The 19,004-nt window shown below is 68.1% G+C and carries 14 protein-coding genes; 6 read left to right on the top strand and 8 right to left on the bottom strand.

Going from position 1 to position 19,004, the window contains the following annotated elements:
- Positions 1 to 2: 2 nt before the first annotated feature.
- From RIE32_10900 to RIE32_10890, 3 genes are all read left to right on the top strand, one after another.
- Positions 3 to 1,709 (top strand): NAD+ synthase, encoded by a 1,707-nt coding sequence (locus RIE32_10900; protein ID MEQ9096758.1) that lies wholly within the window; start codon positions 3 to 5, stop codon positions 1,707 to 1,709.
- A 9-nt stretch (positions 1,710 to 1,718) separates the two neighbouring features.
- Positions 1,719 to 2,561, top strand: a complete 843-nt coding sequence (gene panB / locus RIE32_10895) for a 3-methyl-2-oxobutanoate hydroxymethyltransferase (protein MEQ9096757.1) — start codon at positions 1,719 to 1,721, stop codon at positions 2,559 to 2,561.
- Positions 2,562 to 2,655: 94 nt separating this feature from the next.
- A complete protein-coding gene (locus RIE32_10890) occupies positions 2,656 to 4,068 on the top strand; it encodes a trypsin-like peptidase domain-containing protein (GenBank protein ID MEQ9096756.1) in 1,413 nt (470 codons plus the stop codon).
- Here the strand turns inward: RIE32_10890 and RIE32_10885 are convergent.
- The 3 genes from RIE32_10885 to RIE32_10875 are packed head-to-tail and all read right to left on the bottom strand — an operon-like array spanning position 4,065 to position 6,981.
- Positions 4,065 to 4,754 (bottom strand): YdjY domain-containing protein, encoded by a 690-nt coding sequence (locus tag RIE32_10885; protein ID MEQ9096755.1) that lies wholly within the window; start codon positions 4,752 to 4,754, stop codon positions 4,065 to 4,067. The two genes, RIE32_10890 and RIE32_10885, sit on opposite strands and share 4 nt — an antisense overlap.
- Positions 4,755 to 4,779: 25 nt before the next feature.
- Complete coding sequence (locus RIE32_10880; protein MEQ9096754.1) at positions 4,780 to 6,108, bottom strand: Mur ligase family protein; 1,329 nt, start codon at positions 6,106 to 6,108, stop codon at positions 4,780 to 4,782.
- Positions 6,109 to 6,981, bottom strand: a complete 873-nt coding sequence (locus RIE32_10875) for an aminotransferase class IV (GenBank protein ID MEQ9096753.1) — start codon at positions 6,979 to 6,981, stop codon at positions 6,109 to 6,111. It abuts the gene before it with no gap.
- Between the two features lie 604 nt (positions 6,982 to 7,585).
- Between RIE32_10875 and RIE32_10870 the strand changes: the two genes are divergently transcribed.
- The gene (locus RIE32_10870; protein ID MEQ9096752.1) at positions 7,586 to 8,977 is read left to right on the top strand and encodes a GC-type dockerin domain-anchored protein; all 1,392 of its coding nucleotides are present in this window, start codon (positions 7,586 to 7,588) and stop codon (positions 8,975 to 8,977) included.
- 29 nt (positions 8,978 to 9,006) lie between these two features.
- Here the strand turns inward: RIE32_10870 and priA are convergent, their stop codons facing one another.
- The 3 genes from priA to RIE32_10855 all read right to left on the bottom strand — a co-directional run bounded on the left by priA (position 9,007) and on the right by RIE32_10855 (position 14,730).
- Positions 9,007 to 11,334 carry a primosomal protein N' gene (priA, locus tag RIE32_10865; GenBank protein ID MEQ9096751.1) on the bottom strand — a complete coding sequence of 776 codons (2,328 nt, stop codon included), beginning with the start codon at positions 11,332 to 11,334 and terminating at the stop codon, positions 9,007 to 9,009.
- A gap of 30 nt (positions 11,335 to 11,364) precedes the next feature.
- The gene (locus tag RIE32_10860; protein MEQ9096750.1) at positions 11,365 to 14,004 is read right to left on the bottom strand and encodes a M12 family metallo-peptidase; all 2,640 of its coding nucleotides are present in this window, start codon (positions 14,002 to 14,004) and stop codon (positions 11,365 to 11,367) included.
- A gap of 234 nt (positions 14,005 to 14,238) precedes the next feature.
- Positions 14,239 to 14,730: an MgtC/SapB family protein gene (locus RIE32_10855; GenBank protein ID MEQ9096749.1), complete on the bottom strand. Its 492-nt coding sequence runs from the start codon at positions 14,728 to 14,730 to the stop codon at positions 14,239 to 14,241.
- A gap of 124 nt (positions 14,731 to 14,854) precedes the next feature.
- On the opposite strand from RIE32_10855, the gene carA reads away from it, so the two are divergent.
- On the top strand, positions 14,855 to 16,051 hold the full coding sequence (gene carA, locus RIE32_10850; GenBank protein MEQ9096748.1) for a glutamine-hydrolyzing carbamoyl-phosphate synthase small subunit: 1,197 nt from the start codon (positions 14,855 to 14,857) through the stop codon (positions 16,049 to 16,051).
- Between the two features lie 3 nt (positions 16,052 to 16,054).
- Here the strand turns inward: carA and RIE32_10845 are convergent, their stop codons facing one another.
- Positions 16,055 to 17,035, bottom strand: a complete 981-nt coding sequence (locus RIE32_10845) for a hypothetical protein (GenBank protein MEQ9096747.1) — start codon at positions 17,033 to 17,035, stop codon at positions 16,055 to 16,057.
- Between the two features lie 156 nt (positions 17,036 to 17,191).
- On the opposite strand from RIE32_10845, the gene RIE32_10840 reads away from it, so the two are divergent.
- A complete protein-coding gene (locus RIE32_10840; protein MEQ9096746.1) occupies positions 17,192 to 17,830 on the top strand; it encodes a hypothetical protein in 639 nt (212 codons plus the stop codon).
- 13 nt (positions 17,831 to 17,843) lie between these two features.
- Here the strand turns inward: RIE32_10840 and RIE32_10835 are convergent, their stop codons facing one another.
- Positions 17,844 to 18,980 carry a zinc metalloprotease gene (locus RIE32_10835; GenBank protein MEQ9096745.1) on the bottom strand — a complete coding sequence of 379 codons (1,137 nt, stop codon included), beginning with the start codon at positions 18,978 to 18,980 and terminating at the stop codon, positions 17,844 to 17,846.
- Positions 18,981 to 19,004 lie beyond the last annotated feature (24 nt).

Genomic DNA, 19,004 nt, shown 5'->3' with positions numbered 1-19,004 from the left:
ACATGCGCATCGCGTTGGCCCCGATCAATCCGAAGGTGGGCGACCTGGTCGGCAACATCCGGCTGATCGAGGACGCGGTGCGCTCGGCCGGCGCGGTCGATCTGGTGGTGTTGCCCGAACTGGCCGTCTGCGGGTATCCGCCCCGAGACCTGCTCTACGAGCCCGGTTTCGTCCAGCGGTGCTATGACCGCGCGCTCGGGCTTGCGGAACGCTCGCGCGGCGGCCCGGCGATCGTGGTTGGGTCCCCGGTGCAGGACGGGCGTGGCGTTCGCAACAGCCTGCTGGTGTTCCAGGATGGGCGTCTTGCCCATACGTATCACAAGCGCCTGCTGCCGACGTACGACGTATTCGACGAGGACCGCTACTTCGTTGCCGGTGACGTGGCGTGCGTGTTCGACGTGGCGGGCGAGCGGGTGGGCCTGGCGATCTGCGAGGATCTCTGGATGGGCCAGGATGCGGACCAGCACTGGCGATACCAGTTGAAGGACGACCCCGTCCGTGATCTGGTCTCGGCCGGGGCGCGCGTGATCGTCGCCCCGTCGGCAAGCCCGTTCGTGGAGGAAAAACACGAGCGGCACCTGGCGCTCGTGGGCGGCCATGCGCAGCAGCAGGGCGTGTGGGTGCTGGGCGTGAACCAGGCGGGCGCAAACGACGACCTCATCTTCGACGGCCATGCGATTGCGTTCGACCCAACGGGTCGGCAGCGCGCCGCAGGACCCCGGATGGGCGACGGCGTGACGGTTGTCGAGTTGTCCGAGAGCGGCGAGCGTGCACGCGATTCGATGCTCGAAGCGGGCCCCGACGTCGCGCTGGCCGAGGCGCTGGCGGTAGGGGTGCGGGACTACGTGCGCAAGACCGGCTTCGAGCGCGTCTTGCTGGGACTGAGCGGCGGCATCGATTCGGCGGTGTCGTGCGCAGTTGCCGTGAAGGCACTGGGCGCCCAGCACGTGATTGGCGTGGCGATGCCCGGGCCATACTCATCCGAGCATGCGCTCTCGGATGCGGAGTTGCTCGCGCAGAATCTTGGCATTCGCCTGGTCACGCTTCCGATCGCCGAACCGATGGCTGGCTTTCGCGGCGTGGTGGACGGCGTGTTTGAAGATCTGGGCGCGCCGGCGTTGGGCGCAGAGCGGCCCGACGTGACCGAGCAGAATCTGCAAAGCCGGCTGCGCGGCACGGCGATCATGACGCTGAGCAACAGGCTGAACGCCCTTGTGGTGACGACGGGCAACAAGACCGAACTCGCGGTCGGCTATTGCACGCTCTACGGCGACATGAACGGCGCCATCGCGCCGATCGCCGACCTGACCAAGCTGCGCGTGTACGAGCTGGCGCGCGCCATGAACACCGATCCACGGGCGTTCGGGTTCGGTCTACCGCCGATTCCCGAGGGCACGATCACCAAGCCGCCCAGCGCCGAGTTGGCGCCCGATCAGCGTGACGACGACACGCTGCCGGCCTACGACGTGCTCGATCGCATCGTCACGCTGCGCGTAGAGGGGCGGCAGGGCGTTGACGCGATCGCCACCCAGACGGGCTGCGACGCCGAAATAGTGCGAAGGATGTGCCGGTTGATCGCGACGCACGAATACAAGCGACGGCAATATGGCGTAGCCCTGAAGGTGACGCCGGTCGCCTTCGGCCCGGGGCGGCGGATGCCCATTGCCCAGGGCTGGATGGGCTCGGGGCTGGATGGGTTGGGCTCCTAGGATGGCTGCGTGAGCACGGTGGGATCGATCATCGAGGGCGCTTCGCAACGAAAGCCGGTGACGCTGGCCACGCTGGGCCGAATGGCCCGCCAGGGCGAGCCTTTTGCCTGCCTGACGTGCTATGACGCGTCGACGGCGCGACTGCTCGAGCAGGCTGGCGTGCACTTGTTGCTCGTGGGAGACACCGCGGCGGAGGTGATTCTCGGACTGCCGCGGACGATCGACATGCCCTTCGAGGTTTTGCTGGCGCTGACGGCGGCGGTCAAGCGGGGAGCGCCGAACACGGTGGTCATGGGCGATATGCCGTTCATGACGTACCAGGCCAGCCCCGACAGGGCGCTCGAGAACGCCGGCCGATTCCTGGTGGAGGGCAAGGCCGACATCGTGAAGCTGGAAGCCGACGAGAGCTTCGCGCCGCTGGTCAAGCGCATGGCCTCGGCGGGTATCCCGGTCTGCGCGCACGTTGGCAGCAAGCCCCAGCACGTCGCGATGACGAGCGGGTACAAGGCTCAGGGCCGGACGCAGAGCGAGGCCGATCGCGTGCTGGCCGACGCCCGGGCGCTCGAGGCGGCCGGGGCGGCGATGCTTCTGGTCGAGGCCGTACCCACGGAGGTTGCCGATGAACTGGTGGCCGCCTCGGGCGTGCCGGTGATCGGCATCGGGGCCGGGACGAGCTGTCACGGGCAGGTGGTGGTGCTGCACGACGTTATGGGTCTCCTGGAGAAAACCCCGGGGTTGGCCCAGCCGGTTGCGAACCTCGGGCCGGTGATCCGCGAAGCGGCTATGCAATGGGTGCGCCGGGTAGCCGAAAGAGACTTCGGCGGCAAGACGTTCGGCATGCGGGACCGCTAGGCCCCCTGCCGGATCGACGCGCCCGGGGCATCTGTGTGGGGAACATCCGGCGGCTTGCGTCGCTTGGTGTTTCCGGACGGTTCGGAGGCAATCCATGAGACGATTTATCACCCTGGGCCCGGCGGCGGTCGTGCTGTTGACGGCGATGGCGGCGTTGCTGGCAGCGCCAGAGATCGTGCGTCGCACCGAAGCGCAGCAGGCACACGCTCAGGTCACGCTCGCTCGTCAGGAACTGGTGCAGGACGACATCCTGCTTCGCATCAACCGCGCCACGCGGGCCATCGCCCAGTCGGTCGAGCCGGGGGTGGTGCACCTGATGTCGGCCAGCCGATTCAGCGCCGGGGCTGCGGGCTCTGGCTGGGTGTACGACGACGAGGGGCACATCCTGACAAATGCCCACGTCGTGGGCGGATCGGACCGCGTCAGCCTGCAGTTGTACACCGGGCGCGTCATGACCGCGGACGTGGTGGGCGTTGACGTGTTTACCGACATCGCCGTGCTGAAGGCCGAGGATGCGACGGGCATGATCCCGCTGCCGCGCGCCACGGGCGAGATGCCCCAGCAGGGCGACCGCGTGTTCGCGTTCGGCTCGCCGTTCAACTTCAAGTTCTCGATGAGCGAGGGCATCGTGAGCGGGCTGGGTCGCGACCCCAACACCGGGGCGGCGGGCAGCGCGTTTACGAACTTCATCCAGACCGATGCGGCGGTGAACCCTGGGAACTCGGGCGGTCCGCTGATCGACGTGCGTGGTCGGATCATCGGCATGAACGTCGCGATCGCAACCGGACGCTCGGGCGACTCACTGGCCAACCCCAGCGAGGGCCAGAGCGCCGGCATCAGCTTCGCCATTCCGCTGTCGACCATCGAATCGGTCGCCGACCAAATCATCGAAACCGGCCGCGTGGCGCGGGGCCGGCTTGGCATCGCCTTCGGTGGCTTCCGCGGGCAGCGCCCCATCATCGAAGACGACGTCTTCAAGGGCATCGGCGTGGTGGTCGGTCAGGTGACCGATGGCGGGCCCGCCGAGCGCGCAGGCATCCTGGCCGATGACATCATCGAGAGCATCGGCGGGCAGGCGGTGCCCAGCCCGGACATCCTCCGCGCCGTGGTCAACACGATGCGGCCGGGCAAGGAGCTTTCCGTCCGCGTGTGGCGCGATGGCACGCCCATCGAGACCACGGTCGTGCTCGACGAACTCGATTCGATCAACGCCATCGGTGGCCCCACCGAGCAAATGCTGGACCGCCACATCGGGCTGGACATACGCCTGGATAACCGGGGCCTCGTGTACGTTCGGCGGACGCGTGACAACTCGGTCGCCCGGCGCGCCGGGCTTGCCGAGGGACAGCAGATCGTGGCGATCGACGGGCAGGAAATCGATACCTACACCGAGTTCCTGGACGCAATTGCGCTCTCGCGGATCGCGCTGGGCCGAGAAACCACCATCCTGGTGCGCGAGCCCGAATCCGAGCAGACGCGGGAGTTGACCGTCCGCGTGCGTCCCTAACGATCGGCGGCGATCCGGATGATGACGCTCGCGCCAAACCCGGGGGTCTGCTCCGGGTGGGCGATCCAACGTGGTTCTTCGATGAACGAATCGGGGCTCATTGCCTGCTGCAGCGCGACGAGTTCGGTGCCAAAGGTGTGCAGGCCGACGACGAGCCCATCGGCGTCGGCCACGTAGCGGTCGTTCTCGAACAGTGAACCCGCGAAGACCCACTGGGATCGTGCATCGAAGTGCTCGCCCGTGTCGGCATCGACGATGAACGTCGTGATCGGCTCGCCCGGGGGCGGTTGGTCGGCCGTGCGATAGGTGATCGTCACGGGCGCGCCACGCGCCGGTCGGGCGACGGGTTCGCGGCCGTACCAGGCAATCGCCCCGGGGGCGCCGGGCTCCAGGCCAAGCGTGAGCAACGCCGCGTGGATGGTCGAGGGCTTCACCTGCGTCACCATGAGGGCCTCGTGGTCCTTGCCACTAATGGGGGTGACGGCGATGCACTCGAGGTAGCGGATGAGCGTGTAGCCCGTGCGGTCCTGCTCGCGCACGTCGATGGGGACGAAGCCGTCGAGCTCGATCCAGCGTTCGGCTCGGTTGAGGCGGAGGCCTTCGGCGAGGGTGATGGTCTTGGGCGGCTCGGATCTGGATTGGGGATCGGCGACGGGCGCGGGCGCTGCCTCGGCGCGGGGCGTCACGGGTCCGGGCTCGGGCGGGGCGGGGTCAATCGGCTTGGGCGGGGTGCACGCGCTCAGGCCGAGCAGCGATCCAGCGATGCACGAGATCAGCAAATTGCGACCCGCGTTGCTCGTAGTTGGTGAACTGGTCCCACGAGGCGCATCCGGGGCTGAGCAGGACGGCGTGGCGCTCGCTCGCCTCCCCCACCGCCGCCTCGAACGCCGCTTCAAGTGTGCCATGGTGCGCCGCCTTCCCGCCGGCCAGCTCGCAGATGCGCGGGCCGGTCGCTCCGATGGTATGGAGCGAGCCGATGCTGCGCGAGAGATCGGCGATGGGCGCGAGATCCACGCCCTTGTCGGCCCCGCCGGCGATGAGGTGGATGTTCGTGCGGGGCGTGCGGTCGGCGAGCGCCTCGACGGCGAGGGCGACGGCCTCGGGCGTGGTGCACTTGCTGTCGTTGTAGAACGAGACGCCGGTGTGGGTGGCGACGAGCTGCAGGCGGTGTGGAAGGCCTGGGAATGTGGCGATGGCGCCGGCAAGCGTGGCTCGGTCGTGTGCGATGCCGTGGCGATGAAGCGTGGCGCTGGCGGCGGCGAGGGCCATGGCGGCGTTGGCGCGGTTGTGGGTGCCGGGGAGGGTGAGGGTTGGCAGGTCCGTGGTCGGACGCACGCGGGTGGCGGTGGTGAGTTCGGGCCAGCGGTCGCTCAGCAGCAGGTCGCCCGATTGCTGGTGGGCGGCGATGTGGCGCTTGCTTTGTTCGTAGTGCTCGAAGGTCTCGTGCCAGTCGAGGTGGTTCGGCGCGATGTTGGTAACGACGGCGGTGCCGGGCGACCAGGCGCGCTTGCCGAGCCAGTGGAGCATGAAGCTTGAGAGTTCGAGGACGACGAGTTCGTTGGGTTGAATGTCGGCGTCGAGCAGTGAGCCGCCGATGTTGCCGCCGAGGTGGACGCGCTGGTTCGTAGCCTCGAGGGCGCGCGCGGTCATGGCGCTGGTCGTGCTCTTGCCGGCGGTGCCGGTGACGCCGACGACGCGGGTGCGGTCGGGCAGGCGGTCGACGGCCAGGCCGATCTCGGTGGTGATGGGCACGCCGGCGTTGGTCGCCGCGTTCAGATATGGGTTGTTCCAGGGCTTCGAGACGGCCGGGCTGGCGACGACCAGATCGGTCGTCGTGAAGTCAGACGCAATGTGCTCCCCCAGCCGGGTTTCGACACCATCGGGCAACTCGGCCAACGGCTGCGCGAGTGTTTCGGCGGATGCCATGTCGGTGACGAGGACGTGCGCGCCCTGGGCGTGCAGCCACTTCGCCACGCCAAGCCCGCCGCCGAAGCGGCCCAGGCCCATGACGGTGACGCGCTTGCCCTCCAGCGACGGCATTCAGCCGACCGCGAGGGCTTCTTTGGCGGCTTCCACCTGGCTCCGGCAGTCGTCCATCACCAGCTCCAGCAGGCGGCGGGCCTGCGGGCCGACGCGTCCGTCGCCCACCGGCTTGCCGTCGATGCTCAGGGCGCTGGTGACGATGCTGGTGGTGCCCACGAGCATGACCTCGTCGGCCCGCAGCAACTCGTCGACGCCCACCGGCCGCTCGACGATTGCCGGGTCCAGGGCCAGGCAGCGGGCCCGGGTCGCGCCCTCGAGGATGGAGGCGCTGTCGAGCGAGGGGGTCGCAAGCTGGCCATCGACCGAGATGATGATGTTCGAAGCGCAGGCCTCGGTGAGCAGGCCGCCCTTGTGCATGGCGACCTCCTGGGCACCCTGGGCCTGTGCCTCGTAGGCGGCCAGCACGTTGCCCAGCAGGCTGATGCTCTTGAGGTGGCCGCGGTCCCAGCGGCGGTCCTCGACCAGGGCGAGGGTCGTGGTGGGCGGCTCGGCGTAGTGGTCCATCGCCGGCTGGGGCGTGGCGAAGGCGAAGACGGTGGGCTCGCCCTGGGCCCTCATGGTCCGGGCCCGGACGGGCTCGCCGGGGGGCGGCGTGCCGCGGGTGACCTGGACGTACATGAACGCGTTGGCCAGCCCGTTGCGGCGGCAGAGCTCCAGGCAGATCGCCGGGAGCTGGCGCGGATCCCAGTGCACCCGGCCCTCGGCCAGCCCGCCGGCCATCCGGCTCACGTGGCGGTCGGGGCAGATGACGGTGCCGTCGAAGACGCGGACGCCCTCGTAGACGCCATCGCCGAAGAGGAAGCCGCGGTCGAACACGCTGACGTGTGCGTCGGCGGCGGGGAGGTACTGGCCGTTGAGGTAGACGATCACGGGCAAGAGTATCGACACGGCGGGCCCGGGCGGGTGAACGATGGGTGGAGTTGTGGGGCGTGGGGAAGGCCGGATTCGGCGCCCGGCAATCGGCATCCTGTCATCGGGCAGATTCACCGGCCGCTCCCCGCCGATTGCCGAATCCCGAGTGCCGCCCTCCCGGGCCTTCCCGATCATGAACGAAAACCAACCCAGCGTTGAACGAAAACCGTATCCGGTGGACGCGGGTACGGTTTTCGTTCAACCAAAAACGATTCTCCCAGCTGGGAGAACCGTTTTCCCAGCTGCCGGAACGATCTTCCCTGCTACCAGAACCATCTTCCCTGCTGGGATGATCGCCCTCCCTGCTGCCAGAACGGCCTTCCCAGGTGGGAAATCCGTTCTCCCTGCTGCCGGGGCCGTATTCCCTGCTGGAAGGGGCGTTCTGGCAGCTTCCACAACGGTCTTCGCTGCTGGCGGAGGCGTTCTCGGTGGGGATCGGGCGGGGACAGTGATGGGACGTTGGAAGAGTTCCCGTGTCGTTGGCCCCGCAGTAATCGAGGACGAGCGGGGGGGGGGACGCATTCGCCTTGCAATCGCCGCCCGATTGCGTCACAATGTGGTCATGAGACCCCTCCGAGCCTTCGCTCTTTCCACCGCCACTCTGGGCCTCGCCAGCACCGTCCTCGCCCAGTGCGAACCCCAGACGCTCGAGCCACTCGGCATGCCCGAGGGCGGGAACTTCGGCCGGGTTTCCATGGACGATCAGTTCCTCTTTGTGGGCAATCCCGGCGAACCGACGCTCTGCCCTGATCCATTTGATTGCGCCACGGGTGCGCTGCACGTCTTCCAACTCGACGCCGACGGCTTGTGGCAACGCACGCAGCACATCGTGCCACCTGATATCACATTGGCCTCGGGGTTTGGCGGGTCGTTCAGCCGCGATGGCGACCGGCTGCTCGTGGGCGCGGGTGGGGCCATGGTGGATGGCGAGAAGTCGGGCAAGGCATACCTCTACGAGTACGACGGCCAGCAGTGGAACGAGGTGTACCAGTTCGTTCCACGCGAGCCCCGTTTTCTTCTGGGCTTCGGGGGTTCGGCGACGCTACGGGACGACGCCGCGCTGTTCTATCAGGCCGAGTCGCCCGGAAGCGTGCTGCTCTATGAAGAATCATCGGAGGGCTGGGTATTTGTTGATGAGGTGGTTTCGCCGCTGCCCGCGAGCGCTGGTTTTGGTGGTTCTATTGCTATGCATCAACAGTGGGTATTTATTGGTGCGAGTGTCGACGATACTGAAGTCGATCTCGGCGGGTCGGTGTTTGTCTACCGGCGCGTTCCCGGTGAGGGACTCGAGTTCGTCCAGCGAATCATTCCGCCGGACATTGCGAGCATGCCGAGATTCGGACCGGCCTTTGGTTCAACGATTCACCTCGATGGTGGCACGCTGGCCATCGCCGGTCGTGGCGCGGATCGTACGTACGAAAATCAGGGTGTCATTTACTTGTATGAATTGAGAGATGATCGGTGGCAACTCACTCAGGAACTGACGCATGAGCCGGCCGGCGAGAACCATACGCTGGGCATTCGCATGGACCTCGACGGCGACACGCTCATCGCGGGAACGGAGGAGGACGTGTGGCTGCAGACCGGCGCCGCGTACGTCTTCCGCCGCGGCCCCGACGGCGTGTGGTCGCAGGCGGCGCGCATCGACCCCGACGGCCGGCTCGGCCGCTTCGGCCTGGGCGTGGCCACCAACGGCAACCGCGCCGCCGTTAGCGCGCCCGACGCCTTCTTCGGCGGCTTCTCCGTCGGCCTCGTCCACGCCTACGACCTGGCGTGCTTCGATTGCGCCCCCGACCTCGACCTCGACGGCGCGCTGACCATTTACGACTTCCTGAGTTTCCTGAACCTCTTTGAAGACGGAGAAGCGGCCGCCGACTTCGACGGCGACGGCGAGCTGACGGTCTTCGACTTCCTGGCGTTCCAGGACGCGTTCCAAGCCGGCTGCCCCGAGTAGGCCCTTCCGCCGATCCCTTCACGCAGCGGCTACCAGATGCTGACCGGATCGACGTCGATGGCGACGCTCGCGTCACTGACCAGGCCGTGCTGGGCGCGGATCTTCAGCAGGCCGTCCCTCAAAATCGCGGCGCTGGCGGCGTAGACCTCCAGCCCCACGCGGTACTCGTCGTGGGCGCGCTCCAATGGGGCCGGGGCGGGGCCCTCGATCCTTGCCTTGTCCTCGAAAGCCTCGGCCAGCAGGCCGGCGATCTCGAAGGCTCGCTCTTCGGCCTTGGCGTACTGCCGGTCGCGAGCGACGATCCAGGCGGCGCGGGTGAATGGCGGCAGGTGGGCCTGGTGTCGCACGGCGAGCTCGTCGGCGGCGAAGCGTTCGTAGTCGTGGGCGGCGGCGGCCTGGATGCTGGGAAGATCGGGGCTGAGTGTCTGGACGATGACCCTTCCCGGCTTGTCGCCCCGGCCCGCCCTTCCCGCGACCTGGCTGACGAGTTGGAAGGTCCGCTCCTGGCAGCGCCAATCGGCGATGCCCAGGGCGGTGTCGGCGTCGACCACGCCGACCAATCGAATATTAGGAAAATCGAGCCCCTTGGCGATCATCTGCGTGCCCAGCAGCACGCGGATCGAGCCGTCGGCGATGCGGCCCAGCACGCCCTGGTAGTCGACGGCGCGGTGCATCGTGTCGCCGTCCATGCGGGCCATCTCGGAATCGTCCAGGCCCATGCGCTCGGCGAGCTCGTCTTCCAGCCGCTGCGTGCCGCGGCCGAGCAGGATGGTCTTCTTGCCGCAGGCGGGGCAGCTCTTGGGCATCATCTGTTCGGCGAGGCAGTGGTGGCAGCGGACGAGTCCCCGCCTGCTGAGCACGCCCTTGCGGTGGAAGACCATGGCGGCCGAGCAGGAGTCGCAGGCGAGCGTCCAGCCGCACATGGCGTCGGGGCAGGCGACCACGCGGGCGAAGCCGCGGCGGTTAAGGAGCATGACGGCCTGGCCGCCGTCGTTGAGCGTGTCGCGCAGGGCGCTTTCTAATGTTGGGCCCAGCAGCTCCATGCGCTGGCCGCGCTCGCGGCTGGCCTTGCGCTCTTCGGCCAGGTCGACGACCTCGACCCGCGGCAACCCCGCCGAACCGGGGGCGCGGGTGGGCATGCGCCAGAGGGTGGAGCGGCCGAGCTGGGCGTTGCGCCAGCTTTCGAGGCTTGGTGTTGCCGAACCCAGCAGCACCGGGCAGCCCTCGATCTGGGCCCGCTTGATGGCGGCGTCGCGGCCGTGGTAGCGCGGGGCCTGGTCCTGCTTGTAGTCGCTGGCGTGCTCCTCGTCGACGACGATCAGACCCACGTTCGTCAGCGGCGCGAAGAGTGCCGAGCGCGGGCCGACGACCACGCGGGCGAGCCCACGCGAGACCGCGTCCCACGCGCGGTGGCGCTGGCCGGCGCTCAGGCCCGAATGTAAGACTGCCACGCCGCGCTCGCCGAGCACGGGGGCGAACCTTGCGATGAACCTGGACGAGAGCTGGGGCGTGAGGGCGATCTCGGGGACGAGGACGATGCCCGACTTGCCCGACGCCAGCACGCGCTCGAGTAACTGGAGGTAGACCTCGGTCTTGCCCGAGCCGGTGACGCCGAAGAGCAGGTGGGTGCTGAAGCCTTCCAATGCGACCCCGTCGATGACGGCCTTCTGCTCGGCGGTCGGCGTGGGCGCCGGGCCGGTTTCCAGGGCCAGCGGCGTCGCGTCCTGCGTGCGCGCGACGACGTCGGTGAGCGTCACCTCTTCGAGCAGGCCGAGGGACACCAGGCGGCGGATGGGGCTGGCGTTCTTTAGTTCGAGGCGGCCGACCAGCTCGCGCTCCTCGAGCGGCCAGGCGTCGGCGTCGATGTCGGCCAGGCCCTCGAGCGCCTTCCTCGTCGCGGGGGGGAGCTTGGCGTCGATCTGGTTGCCCGTGGGCTTGAGTGCCGTCCGCTTCTTCCGCCCCACCGCCTTCTTGACCGCCGCGGGCAGCATGGCGGCCAGCGTCATGCCCAGCGGGCACGCGTAGTACTCCGCTATCCACCGGCCAAGCTCGAGCACGCCCTCGGGGAGCTTCGCGTCGCCGACGGCCAGGAGCTGGCGGACCTTGTGGGGATCGAAGCCGTCGAGCAGTTCCGGGCCGCCGGCCGCGACGATCACTCCCCGCGTGGGCGCGCCGCCCCTGCCCCCACGGCCGAGTGGCGCCATGCACGCGCGCCCGACCAACGCCTCAGCCTCCTCCTCGCTGTCGGCCGGGGGGGCATATGTGAGCGTCCTGCCGTCGATGGAGCGTTCGAGGGCGACGGCCAGGAAGGGGCCGGCGGGCGGTGGGCGGTCGTCCTTGAAGAGGCTCTGGGGCACGCAGCAGGGTATGGAGGGAAGCCGGGCGCGTTACGGGCAGCCGGCGTCGAACGCACGCTGGAAGCACAGGAAGTCGAAGAGATCGAGCACGCCGTCGCCCGTGCAGTCGGCCCGCGCATCGCCGGCGGCGAACGCGTTCTGGAAGCACAGGAAGTCCAGCAGATCGACGGCGCCCGAACGGTCGCAGTCTCCGGCACACACCGACTCGCAGGCGTCGGGGATGGCGTTGGCGTTGCGGTCCAGCGGTCCGGGCATGAAGTCGAAGCCTTTGGGGTGGTGTAGCCCCGAGTCATACCCCTGGACGTAGGCGCTCTGGAGGCGGCCGCTGGCGGCGTCGTACTGGAAGATGTGCGGCTGGGTGAGGTGCAGGCCGGCGGTTTGCGGGCCCAGCGTAGCCGCGGGCGGCCGCTCGGCGCGTTCGTGCAGATTCGAGCTGCTCACGTACACATTGCCATCGGGCCCCTGGCGGAGCGCCCACGGGCTCCGCAGCTTGCCGCCAAAGGTGCCGTCGCTCCACTCGCCGATCAGCTCACCGGTCTCGACGTCGAACTCGAAGATGCCGCCGTAGAACCAGAACTCGCAGGCCACCAGGCACTGCACGTCCAGCCCGCCGGGCCGTTGCAGGAACAGGATGCCCCGCGGCTCGCGGATCGTCCGCGGATCGGGGTCCGGCTCGATGGTGATGAACACGCGCACGAATGCGCCGGTGTTGCGGTCGAACTCCAGCACGCGGGAATCGCCCGAGGTTACGAAGAGATTGCCGCCGGGCTTGTATGCCATGGCACGGGGCTCGACCAGCCCGCCCGCACCGGACTCGACGAATACGCCCAGGAATGCACCGGTGGCGGCGTCGTACCGCAGCACGGCGTGGAGTTCCTGGTCGGCCGCCAGCAACGAGCCATCGGGGGCCAGCACCATCGCGATGGGCGAGACAAGCCCGCCCGCGCCCGGCGAGACCAGATCCCGCACGAAGCCGCCTGTGCGGTCGAACTCGGCCACGCTGCCGTCGCCCGCGTCGGCCACCAGCACGCGGCGGTCGGCGGTGATCAGCACGTCGGTAGGCTCAACGAGGTAGTTTCCCTCGGCCTGCCCCCGCAGTACGCCGCTGCGGTAGTGGTACTCCTTGATCGTGTCGTGGGCGGACGAGACGGCCCACAGGCTATGGGCGTGGTCGAGTTGGTCGATGTCCATCACCCCGTCGCCGTCGCAGTCCTGCGTCGCGTCGAGGATGCCATCGCGGTCCAGATCCAGGCTCATGTCTTCGAAGATGTCGGTCCAGTCGGCCCTGCCGTTGCCGTCGCGATCGGCCTGGCACTCGTCGGGGATGCCGTCGCCGTTGGCGTCCTCGCTGTTTGTCGAGATCAGGTCCAGGTCATCGGGCACGCCGTTGCCGTTGCAGTCCGGCTCGCACTCGTCGGGAATACCGTTGGTGTTGAGGTCGAAGCTCGTGCCCATGGCGATGTCTTCGGTGTCGAGCACGCCGTTACCGTTGCAGTCCTCGCACTCGTCGGGAACGCCGTTCATGTTGGCGTCGGCGCTGCGTCCCTCGGCGATGTCGAGCACGTCGTCGATGTAGTTCTGGTTGCAGTCGAGCGTGTAGCCGGGCGAGCACGTCGCGATGCGTTCGCGGATGGCGGTGTGGTAGTGCGGGTCGACCAGGGCGGCCCGGCCGCTGTAGGTTTGCGCGCAGTAGCTGATCAGCGAGCCCCGGCGGGAACGGGCGAACCCGTCGTCGCACTCATCGACGCCGATGTCGTGGGGGTGGGGACCACCAATGTTGTGGCCCAGCTCGTGGGCGGTGATGCGCAGGTCCTGGTTGAAGACGCTGCGAGCCGTTGGGTCGGTGAACTGGCCGGTGGCGTGGGCGACCCAAGACGCACGGCCGCAGATGTAGGCCGCCCCGCCGGCGCTGGGCGTGCGTGAACCGCTGAAGAGTTGGGCGACGTCGAAGCCGATTTCGCCGCTGGAAAGAATCGGGAACCCGGCACCGGACCCGTATGGATCGTCGGGCGCCGTGAAGATGCGCAGATAGATGAGGTCGAACCGCACGCCGGTGTCGCGCATCGACAGGTCGCTCACCGTCGCGTACAGGTGGGAGACGTAGTTGAACAGCTTGGTCTGATCACCGAGGATGCGGAATAGCTCGTAGTCGGTGTCGACGGCCAGCTTTACCCGCCGCGTGCCACGAGCAATACCGGGCTCGAAGGGGCCGGGCCCGGGCGTGCCATCGGGCGCGTCGCACATGCTGGCTACCGTCTGGGGCGCGAAGGTCCGCTCGGCCTCGAAAATGGCGATCTCATCCTCGTCCATGTCGACCCCGCCACGGGCCGGTTTGCCGCCCTCGCTGCTGATCACGAACGTCGGCTGGCTGGCCCCCATCTCGATGCGACCGGTGGCCGAGCCGTCGGCCATGCTCAGGAAGACGTGCGAACCGGGCACACCAGCGACGCGGCCGTGCAAGTGCAGCACCGACGCGGGATCGAAGTCGGCTTCACGCTCGCCGGTTTCGTCGGCGACGATGATCCGTGCACCGGGGGCGAACACGCGGAAGGGCTCAACGACCAAATCGAGGCGAGAGCCGTCGGGCATGGGAATATTGCTGAGCGTCACGGCCTGGTCCCTGGCAAACGCCGCCCGGAGGGCGGAGCGATCGACGGTGAGCACGCTCACGGCGCCTTCGATCGACCGCGCTTTCGTGAATGCCTCGATAGACGCAACAGGCGCCTTCGGACTTCCATGTGCGAATGCGGCGAGCACAAGAACGCCCGCGAGCGCCACGAGAACAACCCGGCTGACTGCCTTCATCTTGAGCCTCCCCTGGACCTTCGAGACAAGCTGGCCCGGTTTCAGTGTAATCGAAGCCGGGCGACAGGTTGCATCGAAATGTGGGGCGGATCGGTGAAATCAGTCCTTATCGTTTTCACCCGCGCCACGAATGGCCCTGTCGGCCGCGTTGGCGAGCAGCACGAGCACGCACAGCACGGCGATGCTGAGGGCGATGGTCACCAGCCCCAGGCCCGCGGCGGCCCCGGCGGCCGCGATGGCCCAGAGGCCCGCCGCGGTGGTCAGCCCGTGGACCTTGCCGCCCGACTGGATGATGGCGCCGGCTCCGAGGAAGCCGATGCCTCCGACGATGGCCGAGATGATGCGGGTCGCGTGGCCGGCCGAGTCGGGGGCGAGTTCGAGCATGTACTCGAACAGGTTGGTGGAGATCAGCGCGAAGCCGGCGGCTCCCAGCGAGACCATGGCGTAGGTTCGAAGCCCGGCAAAGTGGCCGCTGGCCTCCCGCTCGACGCCCGCCACGGCGCCGAACAGCATCGCGAGCACGAGGCGGGCTGGCCCCTGATACCAGGCATCGGGCGCCTCCATGGCCGGTCCGAAGATCGTTTCGAGCATGGCGCAGGGTATGGGCGAAGGGGCGACGGCCCTACGATGCTGAAGAGCCGCTCATGTGGCCCCCGCGTGCCGCCACGTGTCACGACGGACCCGATCGCGCCCTCGCCAGGAGGCCCCGCCGCCCATGTCCACCGCCCCAGCCGCCGCTGCAACGCCCGCCGCCCGCATGCCGATGCCCAGGGCCCGCCTGGCCCTGGCCGACGGAGCCGTCTTCGTGGGCGGAGGATTCGGCGCGTTGGACGGGTCGGTGACCAAGGGCGAGATCGTCTTCAACACCGCCATGGCGGGCTACCAGGAATCGCTGACCGACCCGAGCTACCGCGGCCAGATCCTGGTGCAGACCTTTCCGCTCATCGGCAACACGGGGGCCAACGACATCGACATGGAGAGCCCCCGCATCCAGGCGGCCGGGCTCGTGATCCGAGAGTTGGCCCAGCGCCACAGCAACTACCGGTCGACCAAGACTCTCGGCCAGTTCCTCGAAGAGCACGGCATCCTGGGCATCACCGGCATCGATACACGGGCGCTGACCCGGCGCATCCGCGCGGGCGGGGCGATGGGCGCGGCCATGACGGCCGACGACTCCATCAGCGATACCGAACTGGTGAAGCTGGCTAGGGGCGTGGGGTCGATGGCCGGCCAGAACCTCGCCGCCGACGTCAGCCCGCGATCGACGATGCGTGTCGAGCCGGGCCATCGCCTGTGGCGGCTGCGGCCGATCGATCCGAGCGGCAGGACGTACAAGGTCGTGGCGCTGGATTGCGGGGCCAAGCGGGCCATCTACGACCAGTTGCTCAGCCGCGGCTGCGAAGTGGTAGCCGTTCCCTTCGACACTCCGGCGAAGACCTTGCTGGAGATCCTCGATCAGGAGCAGGCCGACGGATTGTTCATCAGCAATGGCCCGGGCGATCCCGCCGCGGTGGAAGCCACGATCGCCGCGTTGAGGGCTGTGCTCGAGCAGCGCCAGTCGCTGCCGACCTTCGGCATCTGCCTGGGCAATCAGCTCCTGGCCCTGGCGGCGGGCGCCAAGACGTACAAGCTCAAGTTCGGGCATCGAGGGGCCAACCAGCCGGTGTTCCACTCGGCCACGGGACACGTTGAGATCACCAGCCAGAATCACGGCTTCGCGGTGGACGCCGATAGCCTGGCGGCCGTGGGTGGCGAGGTGACGCATACGCACCTGAACGACAAGACCGTCGCGGGGTTCAGGCTGAAGGGGCGGCCGGTGTTCGCCGTGCAGCACCATCCCGAGGCAAGCCCGGGCCCGCACGAGAGCGATTACCTGTTCGATGCGTTCGTGGACGCGATGGCCGGCACGTAGCGGCTACTGGTCGCCGTCGCGCTCGCTCGCCTCGGCTTGGGGCTGGCCGTCTTCCTTGACGGGTTGCATGGGCTCGCCTCCCTCAAGATACCGCTGGAAGGCATCGGCGACGTCGACGTCAAGGCCGGCCCGGCGCGCGTGTTCGAGGCGCTGCTCGTGCGTGCGGTTGGGCAGTTCTTCCTGGGTGACGACGATCGCCGCCAGCCACGACGACCCCGTGCGCTGCACGCCCGCATACCGCTGGACGTCGCGCTGGACGCTCCGCCACGCGGCAAGCGAATCGATGGTGTCTCGGCCCAGCGGCGCGAAAGCCATTTCCGGATCGCCCCGGTAAGCCCTGGCGATAACGGCGATGCCAAGTTCGGTCTGGCCATCGAGCACGAGCGCAATGCCCAGCAGTCGCTCGGCCTTGCGATCCCCCTCGTTGAGGAGCACGTGCTCGGTCAGGAAGCGGACGGCCTGCTCGGCTTCGCCAGCGTACAGCGCCGTTCGGCCGAGTTCCTCAGGGCTGACGCGATCGGCTTCGGCGAGTTCGATGGGCTCTGCCGGATCGACCTCGTTCGTGCTCACGCCAGTGCGATCGATGACGATGACCGTGGGGCTCTGGACCACCTGCCGGCGCGTGGGCTCATAGTACGGATCGAAGCCGCGATAGCGGTAGTAGCCCCCGTCGTAGCAGATGTAGGGAGACCGACCGATGCGGACGATGTCGTGGCGAAAGCGGCTTCCGACGTGCACGCGCCCGAAGACGTCGCCGCCGATGACATAGGGGTAGCCGGAGTGCCGGGGCACGCGCGGTGCGACGTGTGAAGGGCCTTCGAAGGGCGATGGCTGGCCGATGTTCCGGTTCGCCTGGCTCTCGGCAATCATCCGGAGGGCGCTCTGGCCGGCATCGCGCCGGGGGCTCTTTGCCCGGACGCCTTGCTGGGCCATGGCCGAGCCGCACACGGCGAGGATGACGATGGTGGAGACGAGGGCGTGCATGGTGTGCCTTCCTGGGATCTGGATTCGGACAGCCTGCTGTACCGCGCGACCTAGCGTTTGGCTGCAGTGATGGCCGCCGTTTGGGCGAACTCCCGAGTGCGGGTTTTCCTTCCGACTCGCCCTGAATGCGGTGGCACGACGCGGAGAACGCAGCCCATGGGTAGGAACACAAGCCGTATGGCTCGCCTGGCCCTCGTGCTGGCCTGCTGCGCAATGACGGCCTGCGGCGTTGGACCCGATCGCGTTCGCATCCAGAGCATCCGCGACGCGTCTGGTGGGGCCAGCCTGACGCACCGGCCCGTCATCGTCGCCTACCGCAGCACCGGCGAGACCCAGGCTGAAATCCTGGCCACGGACCTGACCATCGACGATCTCGATCCGGCCCGGGGCTTCGAGGGCGTTCAGGGACAGATCACGCGCGTCCGCATGTTCGCCGTGCCCATTGCGGGCAAGACGCCGCTGTCGAGTGCCGCGGGCAACACCATCATCCAGCATTTGGTCATCAACGACGGAACGCTTGCGATCTACGGCGGATCGGGGCTGCTGCGCCCAAACGCCAGGCCCGGCTCCGACACGCTCGGCGGCGTGCTGGTGAACGGCACGCTTCGGCTGACGCGATCGACGCCCGGCGTGGTCGATCCGCTGGGGACGGCCAGCATCGATCTGGGCCTGACGGCCACGCGCGATCCGGCATTGACCGCCATCATCGCCGCCCGGCTTGATCAGGCGATCGAAATGACAGGGCCGGTCCGACCGCAAGCAGTCGAACCGGCCGAAGGGCGAAGCACGCCTTAAGTGGTTTCGGTGGTCAGCAGCCGCCGGCGAACTGAGACTGGAATTCCAGGAAGTCGAAGATCGTCAACTCTCCATCGCCGTCGAAGTCGGCGGCCATGTCGCCGGTGCCGAAGAGGTTCTGGAACGCCAGGAAGTCGAAGACGTTGAGTTCGCCGAAGGGCTCGGCCAGATCGGCCGGCGAGCAGCCCGCCGAAGCGGCCGAGTACACGTCGGGGCGGTAGTTCTCGATCGTGCAGCGCATACGCCGGGCCTGGATGGGCGTGAACTTGTTCATGCACCGGTCGTCGGAGTAGTCCATGTAGTTGTCAATCGGCGCCGGAAGGCCGCAGCTGCTCCGAGATCCGGGGCAACCAAAGGTCGGGCTGCTCTCGCCGTTGGTGTCGCAGATGAGATCGCCCGTCGTGGCACAACTGCTGGTCGACCCGCAACCACCGTCAAAGGTGTGATAAAGGCCCAGGTAGTGTCCGACTTCGTGGGTTGCGGTGCGTCCCAGGTCGAACGGGCGCAGCGGAGCGTCTCGGCCGAAGGCCGAGTGCAGCACCACGACGCGATCCTCGGGCAGGCCGACGATGCCGCCCTGCGGCAGGTTCGGCACGTAGCCCAGCGCGCCCGACGCGCTGTTGGTGTAGATGTTCAGGTAGCGGTTCGTATCCCAGGCGAGCGTATTCCAGTAGCTGCCGCGGTCGCTGTACCACGTGTTGTTGACGCTTCGGGTGATGCCCGTGGTGGGGTTGCCATCGGGATCTTCGGTCGCGAGGTAGAACTCGATGCCCACGTCGGTGCCGGGAGCGCCGAGCGTGCCGGCGATGGCGCGGAAGTCTTCGTTGAGCACGTCGATCTGCGAATGCACGCGGGCGTCGCTCATCGAGCCGGTGCCATCCGTGCGTTGGATGATGTGCACGACGACGGGAACGCGGTAGACGCCCGTGCTGGGGTCGTAGGCCGCGTCGGGGTTCGTGCGCGTCAACGAGCAGTCGCTGGGGCTGTCAACGCCCGGCAGCATTCCCGGCACAATGCGCGGATCGGGCGTCAGGCAGCGGGTGTGGTCCTGCCGGAAGTAATCTGCAAACGGCATGATTTCCTGCGCGTGTGCCGCGGCGGAAATAGCGGCAGCGCAGGCGATGCCCGCGAGAACGGTGCGTCGTGGCATGGTGGACCTCCCCAGTCCTTGGAT

It is taken from the genome of Phycisphaerales bacterium (genome assembly GCA_040221175.1).
In the GTDB taxonomy this organism is placed as follows: Bacteria; Planctomycetota; Phycisphaerae; order Phycisphaerales; family UBA1924; genus JAHCJI01.
This window is presented reverse-complemented; position numbering and strand designations above follow the sequence as displayed.

Bases quoted from the DNA above. Each gene is read 5' to 3' on its own strand.
- RIE32_10900 (MEQ9096758.1), top strand. From the start codon at position 3: ATGCGCATCGCGTTGGCCCCGATCAATCCGAAGGTGGGCGACCTGGTC.
- RIE32_10890 (MEQ9096756.1), top strand. From the start codon at position 2,656: ATGAGACGATTTATCACCCTGGGCCCGGCGGCGGTCGTGCTGTTGACG.
- RIE32_10880 (MEQ9096754.1), bottom strand. From the start codon at position 6,108: ATGCCGTCGCTGGAGGGCAAGCGCGTCACCGTCATGGGCCTGGGCCGC.
- RIE32_10870 (MEQ9096752.1), top strand. From the start codon at position 7,586: ATGAGACCCCTCCGAGCCTTCGCTCTTTCCACCGCCACTCTGGGCCTC.
- RIE32_10855 (MEQ9096749.1), bottom strand. From the start codon at position 14,730: ATGCTCGAAACGATCTTCGGACCGGCCATGGAGGCGCCCGATGCCTGG.
- carA (MEQ9096748.1), top strand. From the start codon at position 14,855: ATGTCCACCGCCCCAGCCGCCGCTGCAACGCCCGCCGCCCGCATGCCG.
- RIE32_10845 (MEQ9096747.1), bottom strand. From the start codon at position 17,035: ATGCACGCCCTCGTCTCCACCATCGTCATCCTCGCCGTGTGCGGCTCG.
- RIE32_10840 (MEQ9096746.1), top strand. From the start codon at position 17,192: ATGGGTAGGAACACAAGCCGTATGGCTCGCCTGGCCCTCGTGCTGGCC.
- RIE32_10835 (MEQ9096745.1), bottom strand. From the start codon at position 18,980: ATGCCACGACGCACCGTTCTCGCGGGCATCGCCTGCGCTGCCGCTATT.